General features: G+C 54.3%; 13 protein-coding genes. 11 read left to right on the forward strand and 2 right to left on the reverse strand.

From position 1 onward, the window contains the following. Positions 1–7 precede the first annotated feature (7 nt). Together PY990_RS11750 and dprA are read right to left on the reverse strand one after the other, a co-directional pair. On the reverse strand, positions 8–2,572 hold the full coding sequence (locus PY990_RS11750) for a DNA topoisomerase III (protein ID WP_105027792.1): 2,565 nt from the start codon (positions 2,570–2,572) through the stop codon (positions 8–10). 122 nt (positions 2,573–2,694) lie between these two features. Then, positions 2,695–3,783 (reverse strand): DNA-processing protein DprA, encoded by a 1,089-nt coding sequence (gene dprA, locus PY990_RS11755; RefSeq protein ID WP_275271757.1) that lies wholly within the window; start codon positions 3,781–3,783, stop codon positions 2,695–2,697. Positions 3,784–3,878: 95 nt separating this feature from the next. Here dprA and def point away from each other — a divergent pair, with 95 nt between their 5' ends. The 11 genes from def (at position 3,879) to PY990_RS11810 (ending at position 14,929) form a co-directional block, all read left to right on the forward strand. Continuing rightward, on the forward strand, positions 3,879–4,388 hold the full coding sequence (def, locus tag PY990_RS11760; RefSeq protein ID WP_275271758.1) for a peptide deformylase: 510 nt from the start codon (positions 3,879–3,881) through the stop codon (positions 4,386–4,388). Between the two features lie 26 nt (positions 4,389–4,414). Then, positions 4,415–5,386 (forward strand): methionyl-tRNA formyltransferase, encoded by a 972-nt coding sequence (gene fmt / locus PY990_RS11765; RefSeq protein WP_275271789.1) that lies wholly within the window; start codon positions 4,415–4,417, stop codon positions 5,384–5,386. Positions 5,387–5,484: 98 nt separating this feature from the next. Further along, positions 5,485–6,342 (forward strand): zinc metalloprotease HtpX, encoded by an 858-nt coding sequence (htpX, locus tag PY990_RS11770; protein ID WP_275271759.1) that lies wholly within the window; start codon positions 5,485–5,487, stop codon positions 6,340–6,342. Then, positions 6,339–7,706 carry a 16S rRNA (cytosine(967)-C(5))-methyltransferase RsmB gene (gene rsmB, locus PY990_RS11775; RefSeq protein WP_275271760.1) on the forward strand — a complete coding sequence of 456 codons (1,368 nt, stop codon included), beginning with the start codon at positions 6,339–6,341 and terminating at the stop codon, positions 7,704–7,706. Before htpX ends, rsmB begins: the two co-directional genes overlap by 4 nt. 9 nt (positions 7,707–7,715) lie before the next feature. Further along, positions 7,716–8,333 (forward strand): DUF4390 domain-containing protein, encoded by a 618-nt coding sequence (locus tag PY990_RS11780; RefSeq protein ID WP_275271761.1) that lies wholly within the window; start codon positions 7,716–7,718, stop codon positions 8,331–8,333. Beyond that, on the forward strand, positions 8,330–10,603 hold the full coding sequence (locus PY990_RS11785; RefSeq protein WP_275271762.1) for a sensor histidine kinase: 2,274 nt from the start codon (positions 8,330–8,332) through the stop codon (positions 10,601–10,603). Before PY990_RS11780 ends, PY990_RS11785 begins: the two co-directional genes overlap by 4 nt. 18 nt (positions 10,604–10,621) lie before the next feature. Then, a complete protein-coding gene (locus PY990_RS11790) occupies positions 10,622–11,344 on the forward strand; it encodes a response regulator (RefSeq protein ID WP_275271763.1) in 723 nt (240 codons plus the stop codon). Next, positions 11,341–12,717, forward strand: coding sequence for a Trk system potassium transporter TrkA (gene trkA / locus PY990_RS11795; RefSeq protein ID WP_275271764.1), 1,377 nt, complete (start codon positions 11,341–11,343; stop codon positions 12,715–12,717). Before PY990_RS11790 ends, trkA begins: the two co-directional genes overlap by 4 nt. A gap of 15 nt (positions 12,718–12,732) precedes the next feature. Then, entirely contained in the window at positions 12,733–14,193 is a 1,461-nt protein-coding gene (locus PY990_RS11800) for a TrkH family potassium uptake protein (protein WP_275271765.1), read from the forward strand. Then, positions 14,190–14,597, forward strand: coding sequence for a GTP-binding protein (locus PY990_RS11805; protein ID WP_275271766.1), 408 nt, complete (start codon positions 14,190–14,192; stop codon positions 14,595–14,597). The genes PY990_RS11800 and PY990_RS11805 overlap by 4 nt, the downstream gene beginning before the upstream one ends. A gap of 83 nt (positions 14,598–14,680) precedes the next feature. Then, a complete protein-coding gene (locus PY990_RS11810; RefSeq protein ID WP_040511986.1) occupies positions 14,681–14,929 on the forward strand; it encodes a BTH_I0359 family protein in 249 nt (82 codons plus the stop codon). Positions 14,930–14,932: the final 3 nt, after the last annotated feature.

The raw sequence follows: 14,932 nt of genomic DNA on the forward strand, positions 1-14,932 counted from the left end.
GCAAAATTCATGACGCTTCTTTGGCAGCCTTGGCTTTGGCTGCGGTTTTTGTCGCTGGCTTGGCCGCAGTTTTGCCTTTGGCTGCACCAGGCTTCTTCTCGGCTTTTGCCTCGAACTCAAAACCAATCGCACCGTCGGGTTTCTTGACCAAAAACGCTTTGAACGCACGGCGGGTTTTCGATGAAACAAACCGTGTCAGCAAATCAGTTTTACCGTCGAGCAACAGTTTTTCCATCTGTTCGCGGTCAATGGGTTGTTGCAAAATCACCTTGCCTGAACGGAAGTCACAGCTTTTGCTTGGTCCTACTGATTTTTCGCACACATAACTGGTGGCCTGTTCATACACATTGGATGCACACTTGGGACATGGCCCCAGTCGGGTTTCACCAGAGAAGTCGACGGGTTCGCCATTGTCATCGTCTTTGGCCTGGCCAAAGTCAAACTCCAGCTTGTGTTCATCAGTCAGCTTCAGCACAGCGGCAAACGGGCGGCCCATTTTGCTGCGGAAACCATCGAGCATTGGCAACTCGCGGTCTTGCAACAGCTTTTCAACTTCAGCCACTTCAAACTGACGCCCGCCTGGCACTTTCGAGATCGAGAATTCGCATTTTGTGCAGGCAAAGCGGCGGTAGTTTTCCTTCACCACGCTGCCGCAGTTCGGGCAAGGTGTCACCAGTGTGGCGTAGTCGCCAGGAATGGTTTCCTCTGTGTAGTTTTTCGCACGGTCAACAATGTTCTGCGTAATCTTGGCAATTTCCTGCATGAATTGTTCGCGCGAGAGCTCGCCCTTTTCCATCAGGGAAAGTTTGTACTCCCACTCGCCAGTCAACTCAGGCATGGTCAGTTCTTCAACGTCCAGGCCACGCAGCAGGGTCAGTAGCTGGAACGCCTTGGCTGTGGGTACCAAAGCGCGTTCTTCACGCACCAGGTACTTTTCGTTAATCAAACCCTCAATGGTGGCAGCGCGCGTGGCTGGCGTGCCTAAGCCCTTCGTGCCCATGGCATCGCGCAGTTCTTCTTCTTCCACCAATTTGCCGGCGCCTTCCATGGCGGAAAGCAACGTGGCTTCGCTGTAGCGTGCAGGTGGCTTGGTGCTCAGGGTGTGTACATCAATTTCGTCGGTACTTACTTTTTCACCGGCATCCACAGCCACCAGGCTGTCATCGCCGGCAGCAGCGGCTGCGCGACCGTAAATGGCCAGCCAGCCCGGCTTCACCAGCACCTTGCCTTCGGTTTTGAAGGGGTGGCCTTCAACCGTGGTAATGCGTGTGGTGACGTTGAATTCCGCTGGCGGGAAAAATACTGCCAGGAAGCGTTTCACCACCATGTCGTATAGCTTGGCTTCGGGTTCGCTCAGGTTTTTTGGCACTTGCAGGGTTGGAATAATCGCAAAGTGGTCTGAAATTTTGCTGTTGTCGAACACCCGCTTGTTGGGCTTGACCCAGTTGTTTTTCAGGATTTGTTCACAAAACTGCCCATACGCACCGGCAATGTGGCCTGAATCCAGACCCACAAAGCTTTTCAGGGTTTGGTTCACAGTGCCCATATAATCCTCGGGCAAGGCCTTTGAATCAGTACGCGGGTAGGTCAACACTTTGTGTTTTTCATACAGCGCCTGCGCCAAGCCCAAGGTGTTCTTTGCTGAAAAACCAAAACGGCTGTTCGCCTCGCGTTGCAGGCTAGTCAAATCGAACAACTGAGGCGCAATTTGCGTGGTGGGTTTGCTTTCTTCTTCTACTGTGCCGGGCTTGCCGTCACAGGCAGCCACAATGGCTTTGGCTTTTGCTTCGTCCCACAGCCGGTCTGCACGTTGCTCAGGGTCTTCTGCTTTTTTAAAGTCTCGGTCAAACCATTTGCCTTCGTAGGCACCAGCCTGCGCACCAAAACTGGCGCGAATCTCGAAATAAGTGCGCGGCACAAACTTGCGAATTTTCTCTTCGCGTTCCACAACAATGGCCAGTGTGGGGGTTTGCACCCGGCCCACCGTGGTCAGGTAAAACCCGCCTTCTTTGCTGTTGAATGCAGTCATGGCACGTGTGCCATTGATACCCACCAGCCAGTCTGCTTCCGAGCGGCAGCGCGCTGCATCGGCCAGTGGCATCATCTCGGCATCGCTGCGCAGGCTCGAGAAGGCCTGACGAATGGCTGCGGGTGTCATTGATTGCAACCACAGGCGCTCAACCGGCTTGCTGCTTTTCGCGTATTGCGCGATCAGGCGGAAAATCAGCTCACCTTCCCGGCCCGCGTCACAGGCGTTGATCAGGCCGACCACGTCTTTGCGTTTAATCAGTTTGTTCAGCACCTTCAGGCGCGATTCTGTTTTCGCAATCGGGTTCAGGTCAAAGTGTGTTGGCAACACGGGCAGGTTGGCAAAACTCCACTTGCCCCGCTTCACCTCAAATTCGTCGGGCGCCTTGATTTCCACCAAATGGCCCACGGCCGATGACAGCACGTACTCATCACTTTCAAAGTAATCGTCGTGTTTGGTGAAACCACCGAGGGAGCGCGCAATGTCAGCGGCCACGGAGGGTTTTTCCGCGATGATCAGTTTTTTGGGGTTTTCGCTACTCAATTAGTCCAACTCGTCGGTGTGTGTAATTTCAAGGCCTTGTGCGCCGAAGTGTAAGTGTCAGTCCTTCAACAAATCAAGGCTTTCTCTAGAATCTTCAATTCTGTTGTTGCAACGGCCTTTTTTTAAAATACACCATTTGAACGCACCCAGCGGTTACCGCTTTCACCCAGCACCAGCCCCAGCAGCTCCAGTTCGGTCAGTGCAGCCAGGGTGTCTTCCGTGTCCAAACCCAATTGCCGGGCCAATGTGTCCGTGTGCACCGGGTCGTGCCCGAGGTATTGCAATACCCGGCCCAGTTCTTCATCGGGTTCAGCATCAGTGTCCACGGTGCAGGTCATTTCGGTGTGGCAATCGCTGTCATCTTCTTGCAACACGCTGGCCTGTTTGTACTGTGGCAGGCTGGCCTTGGCCTCTTCCATCAACTCCAGGGCTGTTTCTACCAGCAAGGCGCCTTTTTTGATCATGTCGTGGCAGCCTTTGCTTTGGCTGCTGTGAATGGAGCCAGGAATGGCCCCTACCGGGCGCCCCAGTTCACTGGCGACTCTTGCCGTGATCAGGGAACCTGAACGCATGGCTGCCTCGACCACCAGGAGTGCATCGGCCAAGCCAGCAATAATGCGGTTTCGACGGGGAAAAAAGCCAGCTTGCGGCGCGGTGCCGGGTGGGTATTCGGACAACACCAAACCACCTTGTTCGACAATCTGCTTTTTAAGACCGGCGTGGTGCGGGGGGTAAACCTCGTCTGGCCCACAACCCAGCACGGCAATGGTGGCACCCAGGGCCTGAAGTGCACCAGCGTGTGCTGCGCCGTCAATGCCTTCGGCCAAGCCGCTGACAACTACCCATTGGGCTTGCGCAAAAGCCTTGCCAAACCCATGCGCGTTGCTCAAGCCGGTGCGTGTGGCATTTCTGCTGCCTACAATTGCGATGCCCCGGGTTTTCAACAAATCCAGGCGGCCTTCACCGAACAGAATCAGGGGCGGGTCTTTCAGTGCAAGCAGGCTTTGCGGGTAAGCCGGGCTGTGAATGCCCACCCAAAATCTTTTGTTGCTTTGCAGCAACCAAGTGCTGGCCAGTGCATGCCAAAGTCGAACTGCTTCGCATGGGGCGGGTAAACTGCAACCTGGGCCTTGTTGGGCCAGTTCGTAGCGTACACGCGCCTTGATTGTGGTGTTGTAAGCCAGGTTCATGGCGTTGAGCAGCTCACCCATGCAAAGTGCCGAGCAACAAGTGATGGAATTTGCGAACTATTTTTGCCACAGAAGGTATATCCTTTTAGTGTTGACTGTGAAGGTTTTTTGAAAGCATGGCTTTACTCCCAATTTTGCGTTATCCGGATCCGCGCTTGAAAACGGTTGCCACCCCTGTCACCCAGTTTGATGACGCGCTTGTCAAGCTGACTGAAGACATGGCAGAAACCATGTACGACGCGCCAGGCGTTGGTCTGGCCGCTACGCAGGTGAATGTGCACAAGCGAATCATCGTGATTGATGTTACCGATGACAAATCGGGCCTGACCGTATTCATCAACCCCGAGATCATCGACGCCAGCAAAGAATGCAAAGTGTACGAAGAAGGTTGTTTGTCCGTGCCTGGCATTTACGAGAAGGTTGAACGCCCCGATACGGTGAAGGTACGCGCACAAAATGTGAAGGGTGAGTGGTTTGAAATTGATTGCGACGAGTTGCTTGCCGTGTGTATTCAGCATGAAATTGACCACCTCAATGGCAAAGTGTTTGTTGAATACCTTTCGCAGTTGAAGCAAACCCGCATCAAAACCAAGATGAAGAAGCAAGAAAAGCTTCAAACCGCTTGATCGCCCAACCCCCCATGAATCGAACCCTGAATGTGGGTTTCGCTGGCACACCCGAGTTTGCTCGGGTTGCGCTGGCGAAGCTTATTGCCGCCGGTTACCCAGTGCACCTGGTGCTGACCCAACCCGACCGCCCCGCTGGCAGGGGCATGAAGTTGCAGGCTTCCCCTGTTAAACAGCTGGCACAGCAACACGGTATCCCCGTGTTGCAACCGGTCAGCCTAAAAAAAGGCGAGGAAGCCGAACACGCCTTGCATACCTTGAAAACCGCTGTACATGGTCAACCTCTTGATGTGTTGATTGTGGCGGCTTACGGGCTTATTTTGCCGCAAACGGTTTTGGATGCTCCGCGCTTGGGTTGCTTGAACATTCATGGCAGCTTGCTGCCGCGCTGGCGTGGCGCTGCCCCAATTCAGCGGTGTATTGAAGCGGGTGATGCTGAAACTGGCGTGTGCATCATGCAAATGGAGGCCGGGCTTGATACTGGCCCCGTTCGCCTGTGGCGGGCCTTGCAGATTGAACACACCGACACCACCACCACCCTGCACGACAAACTGGCCGAGCTGGGCGGTGATTTGCTGGTAGAGGCGCTGGACTCCCTTCAGGTGGCAACACTGCCCTTGGTTCCACAACCTGAAGTGGGAGTGACCTACGCAGAGAAAATCACAAAAGCGGAGGGCGTGATCAACTGGCATCGCAGTGCAGTTGAACTTCAGCGTACACTGCGTGCCTTCGACCCTTTTCCTGGTGCAAACACAACGTGGGGTGGTGAACTCTTGAAGTGTTTTGATCCTGAAACTGTCGCGTTGGCTGGCTTGATGGGTAAACCGGGCGAGGTTTTGTCTGTTGATTCCGCAGGCATAGAGGTGCAATGTGGGCAGGGTGTGTTGCGTATTCGAACCCTTCAGAAGGCCGGCAGCAAACGCCAACCTGCGCAGCAGGTGGCACAGGCTTTGGGTTTGCAGGCCGGAAACCAATTGAGCGAATCGGCCTCCAACTAGGCAAAGGTGGCACGCGCAAAACTTGAAATTGCGCGAAAAAGCCTTATTTTCAAGTTGTCGAATCAACAGGCCGCTGATTGGCCAGGATAAATAAGATCATGTTTAACTGGATGAAAACCTTCATGTTGATGGCGGCCATCACCGCCCTTTTCGTGGTGCTGGGTGGCATGATGGGCGGCCGTGGCGGCATGTTGTTGGCCTTGGGCTTTGCACTGGTGATGAACTTTGGTGCGTACTGGTTTTCCGACAAAATGGTTTTGCGCATGTACAAAGCCAAGGAAGTCGATGCCAGCAATGCCCCGGAGTTTTACAACATGGTGGCTGAACTTGCGCAGCGCGCAGGCATGCCAATGCCGCGTGTGTACCTGATCAATGACAGCGCCCCCAATGCATTTGCAACCGGGCGCAACCCGGAAAACGCGGCTGTGGCTGCAACCACGGGTATTTTGCAGGTGCTTTCCGCGCGTGAACTGCGTGGCGTGATGGCCCATGAACTGGCCCATGTGAAGCACCGGGACATCCTGATTTCCACCATCTCGGCCACCATGGCAGGTGCCATCTCGGCCCTGGCCAACTTTGCGCTGTTTTTTGGTGGGCGAGATGAGAACGGCCAGCCGATGAACCCGATTGCCAGCATTGCCTTGGCCATTCTGGCGCCGCTGGCCGCATCACTGATTCAAATGTCAATCTCGCGCGCCCGTGAATACGAGGCTGACCGTGGAGGCGCAGAAATTTGCGGCGACCCGGCGGCTTTGGCCAGCGCGCTGGACAAAATTCAACGGTATGCCAAGGGCATTCCGTTCCGTACTACTGAAGCGCACCCGGAAACCGCTCAAATGATGATCATGAATCCACTGTCAGGACAAGGCATAGCCAGCCTTTTTTCGACCCACCCACCCACTGAAGAACGAATCGCCCGCTTGATGGAAATGGCCCGCACTGGCGGTCCGCGTTGAAGCCGGTTCACAGCACGCCACCCAAACTGACAGAAGCCAGTTTGGCGTTTGCCCTGCTCAAGGCCGCGGCAGTCATGACCCGGGTTCTGCGGGAAGGTCGCTCGCTTGACCAAGCCTTGGCCGCAGAAACCAAGGGTGTGAAAACCCCGCAGGCTTTGGGTGCCATTCAAGACCTGGCTTACTTCGGCATGCGCAACCTAGGCCGTGGGCAAGTGTTAACCCGCTTGATCAGCGGCAAAGCGCTGCTAAACCCCGAGCCCTTGAATGAATTGATGGCCTTGGGTTTTGGGTTGCTGTGGGATGACAAAAACCCGAAGTACCCAGCGCACACTGTGGTGGACCAAATGGTGTATGCCTGCACGGGCAGCGAGCAGTTTGCACGCGCCAAGGGCCTGGCCAATGCCTGTTTGCGCAACTTTTTGCGCGATTCAAATACCTGGCGAACCAAGGCTTTTGAAGACCCGCTGGCGCAGCACAACTTGCCTGTTTGGTGGATTGAAAAACTGAAGGCCAGCCATCCGCAACACTGGGAAACAATGTTGGCACAGGCGCAGAGCCACCCGCCCTTGGTGGTCCGCGTAAACACCCGCAGTATTTCAGCGCCCGCCTATGCCGAGCAGTTAAACGCCGCAGGCATGGAAGCCTGTGTGATCGGTCAGCAGGCCGTTTTGCTGGCCAAGCCGGTGCCTGTTTCTGCCCTGCCCGGTTTTGATTTGGGCCAGGTGTCGGTACAAGACAGTGCTGCGCAATTGGCTTCTCAGTTGCTGAACCCGCAGAACGGACAACGCATTCTGGATGCCTGTGCTGCACCGGGTGGTAAAACAGGCCACTTGCTCGAGCTGGCCGACATTGAACTGGTCGCACTCGATTCGAGTCCTCAGCGCCTTGGCAAGGTGGAAGACAATATTCGCCGAATCGCCCCCACCCTGAATGGCAAATGGGATTTGCGCTTGAAGGTGGCGCAGGCCGAGTTGCTGGATACCTGGTGGGACGGTGTGCCTTTTGACGGTATTTTGGCCGATGTGCCTTGTACGGGTTCAGGCGTGGTTCGTCGCCACCCCGACATTCCATGGTTGCGCAGACCGGACGATATTGCCAAGTTGTCGCAGATTCAACACAAAATACTGAATGCCTTGTGGTCTACCCTAAAGCCGGGCGGTACACTTTTGCTGGTGACCTGTTCCATCTTTCCTGAAGAGGGGCCCCAGTTGGCAAAAGCTTTTCAAGACAATCATCCCGACGCCCTGGCGCAAACTGCGCCCGGATGGGTGTTGCCGGCGGTACCGGGCAATCCCGAGCAAGGCTTTGATGCGTCTCCTGACGGATTCTTCTACGCCAAGTTCGAAAAATCTCCAAGTTCCTGAGGGCGTGCCTTGAAATTTAGCTTGGCCCTACCTTCGTCATGGACCCGCATTGCGCATGGGCTGCTCGGCCTGGTGCTGATGTGTGTCCTGACCGTGGGTTTGGCCCAGCTTGATTCTTCAACGCGGGTCACCGCGGTTAAACTTGAGCCCAGTAAGGCTCCCGCCTCTGCGGCATGGAACCTGGCAGCAGAATTCGAAATTGAGTTGGGCTACAAGTTGCGGGAGGCCGTTGATCGCGGCCTGCCTTTGCAGTTCACAGTCGATTTCCAGCTGATGCGTTCCCGTTGGTACTGGGTGGACGAAGAAGTGGTCAGCACCACTTATCCACTGAATTTGTCGTACAACGCCCTGACCCGCACTTACCGCGTAGTAACCCCCAACAACACCTACAACACCCCCACGCTTGAAGACGCCATGCAGCACATGACCAAGGTGCGCGACTGGGCGGTTATTCCGCGTGACCGAATCCAGATCGGCCAACCCTACACCGCGCAGGTGCGGTTTCGACTGCTTCTGACAGAACTGCCCAAGCCTTTCCAGATCAGTGCACTGGTCAACAGCGAATGGGATTTATCGTCAGAATGGCTGTCGTTTGAATTCACACCCAAGCGCGAGGCCTTGAAATGAATCCCTGGCTGGAAAATACCCGATGGCTGCGTTACACGCTGCTGATTCTGGGTAGCCTAGGTGGGGTTTTGCTGTTTCTGCTGGCCTCGGCCTCATCGAACACCGATTTTTTTGAAAGCAATTACCCGTTGCTGATTACCTTGAACGGCATCATCGCTGCGGGTTTGTTCAGCATTCTGATCTTGCTGATCGTGCGCATGGTGCGCAGGTATCGCGCAGGTGTGTTTGGTTCGAGGCTGATGCTGCGCATGTCGCTGTCATTCGCCCTCATGGGGCTGATTCCCGGCTTTGTGCTGTACCTGGTGTCGGTGCAGTTTCTGGCAAAAAGTATTGATAGCTGGTTCGATGTGCGGGTCGACGGCGCACTGGAATCGGGTTTGAATCTTGGCCAGACTGCGCTGGACAGTTTGATCAATGAGCTGGCTTTGAAAGGGCAGTCCATTTCAATTGAATTGTCTCGTGCCACACCCAGCGAGCAATTGCTGGAACTGCCCCGGCTTCGTGATGCGGCCAATGTGCAAGAACTCACCTTGCTGTCTGAAACCGGGCAAATTCTGGGAAGTTCAGGAGGCGCACTTGATAGCCTGTTGCCCAGCCTGCCCACGCAGGTGATGCTGCGCCAGGCGCTGATGACCAGGCCTTTTCAGCAAATTGAGCCTGACCCCGAAGACCCCGACGGCCGCCTGTACATGCGCGTGGTGGTGCCGATTGCGCCACCTTTGACCAGTTTTGATTTGGGTCAGCGCTATGTACAAATTATGCACCCGGTGCCCACGACACTTTCGCAGCGGGCCAATGCGGTTCAAAGTGTGTATCGCGATTATCAGGAACTGCAACTGTCGCGCTCGGGCTTGCGGAAAATTTATGGCATTACGCTGACCCTGGCACTGTTGCTCACTGTGTTTGTGTCGGTGGCTGCGGCGTTCTGGCTTTCATCCAGATTATCGTCGCCTTTGTTGTGGCTTGCCGAGGGCACCAAAGCCCTGGCCAGTGGCAACTTCAAAACCATGCAGCCTGTGAATGCTGATGATGAGTTGCGCGAGTTGGTGGATTCGTTCAACACCATGACCCGGCAGCTGTCGGAAGCGCAACGCCGCTTGCAGGCCAATCAAAACCAGCTCGCTGCCAACAATGATTTCCTGCAAAGTTTGCTGACCAGTTTGTCGGCGGGTGTGCTGGTGCTGGATCACAAGCTGCGCCTGAAAATGTACAACGATGGTGCACTGCGAATTTTTGATCGTTCACTGGCCGAGAACCAGGGTCATCCATTGGACGACATGCCCGGCCTGGAGGGATTTGCCATGGCAGTGCGTGCCAGCGTGGCCGACAACCAGGGCAATGAAGGAGAAGAAAGCGGCATTTGGCAAAAGCAGCTGGAAATTCCCCGTGCTTTTGATTCGCAAAGTTCGAAATCCATTCTGGTGCGTGGCTCTCGCCTGCCTGGTGAAAAGGCCGGTTACGTGCTGGTATGCGACGACATTACTGCTTTGATTTCTGCGCAGCGCACGGCGGCCTGGGGTGAAGTAGCGCGTCGACTTGCCCACGAAATTAAAAATCCGCTGACCCCGATTCAGCTTTCTGCCGAGCGTTTGCAAATGAAGTTGGCTGACAAGCTGCAAGAACCGGAATCCGGCATTTTGCAGCGTGCCACCCGTACGATCGTGAACCAGGTGGAATCACTGAAACGTCTGGTCAACGATTTCCGCGACTATGCGCGACTGCCGCCGGCTGATCTGAAGCCGCTGGATTTGAATGACTTGGTGGTCGATGTGCTCGCGCTGTACGATGTGCATGTGGGCATTGAAGAACAGGTGGAAACCCGCTTCATTCCAAAATTGACTGAAAAATTACCGCTGGTGGCCGGAGATTCGTCGCAGTTGCGCCAAGTGATTCATAATTTGTTGCAAAATGCACTAGACGCATGTGTCGATTGCGATCAACCCAAAGTAGAAGTGCGAACCGAAGGTTTGAAAGCACCGGAAGGTGAACAGGAACAGTTGGTGGGCGTGAAGCTGGTGGTGGCTGACAACGGGCCGGGGTTCAATCCCGACCTGCTGGCAAAAGCTTTCGAGCCTTACATCACCACGAAAACCAAAGGCACCGGTTTGGGTTTGGCAATCGTTAGAAAAATTGCAGATGAACACAAGGCGCGAATAGCCATTAGAAACAGGGTAGATGCACAAGGGCGGGTGGTTGGTGCGGCGGTGGAATTAACTTTCCCCGTGTTGCAGGACACCTTGAACAATGCCGAACATAGTCAGGCCGCATAAAGAAGGAACTCTCTCACCATGGCGACCATTCTCGTTGTCGATGACGAAATTGGAATTCGAGAACTTTTGTCCGAGATTCTCGGCGACGAAGGGCATGCGGTGCTGCTTGCTGAAAATGCAGGTCAGGCGCGCGCACTTCGTGACCAAGAGCAGCCCGATCTGGTGTTGCTCGACATCTGGATGCCCGACACTGACGGCGTTACTTTGCTGAAAGAGTGGTCAGTGAAAGGTCTGCTGACCATGCCAGTGATCATGATGAGTGGCCACGCTACGATCGACACAGCTGTTGAAGCCACGCGCATTGGTGCGCTTGATTTCCTGGAAAAACCAATTTCCCTGCAGAAGTTGCTGGGTGCGGTAGAGAAAGGTTTGGCGCGCGGAAAAATGGTGCAATCGGCTCGCGCGCTGATGCAGTCCCAGCCCAAGGCCAACGGCATGGGTAGCGCTTCCAACCAGGCCAGTGGCGCATCTGTTTCTGCAAGTGGTGGTGTGGCCGCAGCGCCCGACTCAAGCCCCTTGGGCCAGGCCCTGGCCGAGTTGTCGACACTCGACCTGGATGCCCAACTGCGCGATGCCCGTGATTCATTTGAACGTATTTATTTTGAATACCACCTGCGGCTGGAAAATGGCAGCATGACGCGTCTGGCCGAGCGCACCGGCATTGAGCGCACACACTTGTATCGCAAACTCAAGCAGCTGGGCGTAGAAGTAGGCCGCACGGCGCGCAAAAATATCGCATGAAAATTATCATCGTCGGCGCCGGGCGTGTGGGGGCCAGCCTCGCTGAAAGCCTGGTGTCCGAACACAACGACATCACTCTGATCGACCCGGACCCTAGGGTACTCGCCGATCTTCAAGACCGCTACGATTTGCGTACCATTGCTGGCAACGGCGCTTTGCCGCGCGTGCTGAAACAGGCAGGCGCCGAAGATGCCGACATGCTGGTGGCTGTAACTCGCAGCGACGAAACGAATTTGGTGGCCTGCCGCATGGCTGCCCTGATGTTCAATGTGCCCCGCCGAATTGCCCGTGTGCGCTCGCCAGAAATGATGGAGCAAGCGCATTTGCATGGTGACGAGGGCTTTAATGTGGACCACGTCATTTGCCCCGAGCAAAGCGTGACCGAACACATTGAACGCCTGATCGAGTTTCCCGATGCCTTGCAGGTGCTTGATTTCGCAAACGGCAAAGTAACATTGGTTTCTGTGCGGGCTTACGCTGGCGGACCGTTGGTTTCCCACCCCATTGAAGACATTCGCAAGCACTTGCCCAAAGTAGACGTTCGCATTGTGGCGTTGTTCCGCGAAAACCAGCCTGTGGCGGTTGAGGGCTACACCATGATTCAGCCCGGCGACGAGGTGTTTTGCCTTTCGGCCACCGAGCATGTGCGCACGGTGATGGCGGAACTTCGCCGCATGTCCAAACCGGTCACCAAGGTGATGATTGCCGGTGGCGGCAACATTGGTTTACGCCTGGCCCGTAGCCTGGAAGAAAACTACCAGGTGAAGGTGATTGATGCCGACCGCAAACGTTGTGAAGACCTGGCGAGTCAGCTGGGCTCACGCACCCTCGTGTTGTATGGCGATGCCACCGACGAAGACTTGCTGGCCGAAGAAAATGTGCAAGACGTAGACACCTTCATTGCACTGACCAATGACGATGAAAACAACATTATGTCGTCCTTGTTGGCCAAGCGCATGGGCGCACGCAGGGTTATCGCCCTGATTCAGCGCAAGGTATATGCCGAGCTGGTGCAGGGTGGGCAAATCGACATTGCACTGGCGCCTTCGAATGCCACACTCAGTGAATTGCTCAAGCACATCCGCCGGGGAGATGTGGTGGCTGTGCACCGATTGCGTCGCGGTGTAGCGGAAGCCATTGAAACCATTGCGCACGGCGATTCCAAGTCGTCGAAAGTGGTAGGCCGTGCCATTGAAAAAATCGACATACCCAAGGGTGCAGTGATTGGTGCAATCGTACGTGGTGACAAAGTGATCATGGCGCACCACGATACGGTGATTGAGGCTGAAGATCACATCATTACTTTTGTAGAAAACCGCAAATTGGTGCCGCAGGTGGAAAAACTGTTCCAGGTCGGTGTGGGGTTCATCTAGCGTGGCGCTGGCATCATGAGGAACTCGATATTTCCGGTCGTCACCGTTTTGGGCTTCGCGTTGGCACTGTTTTCCGTGTCCTTTTTAGTCCCATTGGTCTACGCGTTCATTGCAGGTGAGCCAACAGTAGAGGCATTTGCTACCGGGTTTTTGGTTACATTCGTGGTGGGCATTCTTGCCCACTTTTTAACTCGTCGATTCAAGCGCGAATTACAACCTCGCGATGGTTTCTTGCTGGTGTCGGCAGTGTGGTCTCTGATCCCCGCATTTTGCACCATTCCGCTAGTATTGTTTTTTGACACGCTCAGTTTTACCGACGCCTACTTTGAAATGGTATCTGGTCTAACAACCACGGGTGCCACTGTTCTTACGGGTCTCGATACCATGCCTGCCAGTATCAATATCTGGCGACATTTGTTGTCCTGGATCGGCGGTATGGGTATTTTGGTTCTGGCGGTGGCCATTTTGCCCCTGCTGGGTGTGGGGGGTTCGCAGGTTTTCAAAGCCGAAACCCCAGGGCCGATGAAAGACAGCAAATTGACCCCTCGTATTACAGAGACTGCAAAGTCTTTGTATCTGGTTTATTTTGTGTTGTCGCTTGCGTGTGCGATCAGTTACAAGTTGGCTGGCATGACCTGGCTGGATGCATTCATGCACTCGGGTACCACCATGTCCCTGTCGGGTTTTTCTTCACATGACTCGAGCTACGCCTACTTCGATTCGGCGGCGATTGAAATGGTGGCTGTGGCGTTTATGCTGATCTCAGGTATTAATTTCTCCATCCATTTTTTAGCGTGGCGCGGGAAGTCATTTCGACCTTATGCTGTTTGCCCGGAAACCAAGTGGTTTCTGCTTTTGATGTTCGCATCAGTGATGCTGATCACCGTATTTTTGATGGCACATCAGCAATACACTACTTTCAGTGAAGCTTTTCGCTACAGTTTGTTCAATGTTGTCTCGGTAGCTACCACAACCGGTTTCGCCAACACCGACTACGCCTTGTGGCCTGTTTTCGCACCCTTGTTCATGATCTTTCTAAGCGTGTTTGCATCCGCAGCAGGCTCCACCGGTGGCGGCATTAAAATGTTACGCGCTGTTATTCTTTTTCAGCATGCTGTTGGTGAGTTGTCTCGCACTTTGCATCCACGTGCAATTAACCCGGTTCGAATTCGGGGAACAGCGATTAATTCGCAGGTTATTTCAGGCGTGCTTGCTTTCATGTTGATGTACGGCATGAGCATCATCACCATCACCATGATTCAAATGTTTACGGGTCTGGAGCCGATTGCAGCGCTGACCGGCACGATTGCGATGATCAACTGTTTGGGCCCTGGCATGGGAGTTCTCGGCCCTGCATCCAACTATGCCAGTTTGGGTGATTTCCAAACCTGGGTGTACTCCTTTGCCATGTTGTTGGGCCGCCTGGAAATGTTCACCATTCTGGTGCTGTTCACGCCAGCCTTCTGGCGCAAATGAAAACACATGTTTTCCTGGTGTCTGGCCGCAACCCGGAAGCGCGAGCCCGGCGAATCGAAGCACTGCTTTCCGAGCAGGCCGGCGTTGGCAAAATTACATTGATGGCCAGCACCGAAATTTTTTCCTACACCTCTGTGGAGGCTCAAGCAGAGTTGTTCCGTCTGGACATTGAGCGCAAAGCGCGCGGCATTCATGTACTTCGGCTTAGCCCCGGTTGCTTGTGTTGTTCCTCCAAACTAGTGCTAACAACCCACCTAGCTCGCACCTTAAGATTGAATCAACCCAATGTATTGTTAATGGAACTGGAAAGCCAAAGCCACCCGGAACAGGTGTTACAGTTATTAAAAGAGCCTCAATGGAATGATTGGTTTGCCGATATAACACTTGTGGAGGATGTTGCGTAAGGGGTTAGACGCCCAAGGCGTGGCCTTGAAATTGCTAGATAGATCACCATATTCAACCTGAAAGTATTATTTGGAGGTTTGCGATGTTAATGATGATTGATAGCCCCTTTTACTGCGTGGTGGATTTGGTCATGAGCGAGGGGCAACCCAGCCTTGGCATTGAAATCGTGGACAAGAACAATCAGCGCGAACTGTTTTTGCAGGGCGATGCCGCTGAAAAATTCCGCGAAGAGGTGAAATACCTTGCCGCCCAAGAACCCGATATCGACGACATCGAAGCTTTTATTGAAAGCTACAAACCCTGGATGCAACACCCTGTAACGTTGCACTGATAA

The organism is Limnobacter olei, from assembly GCF_029087225.1.
GTDB lineage: Bacteria > Pseudomonadota > Gammaproteobacteria > Burkholderiales > Burkholderiaceae_B > Limnobacter > Limnobacter olei.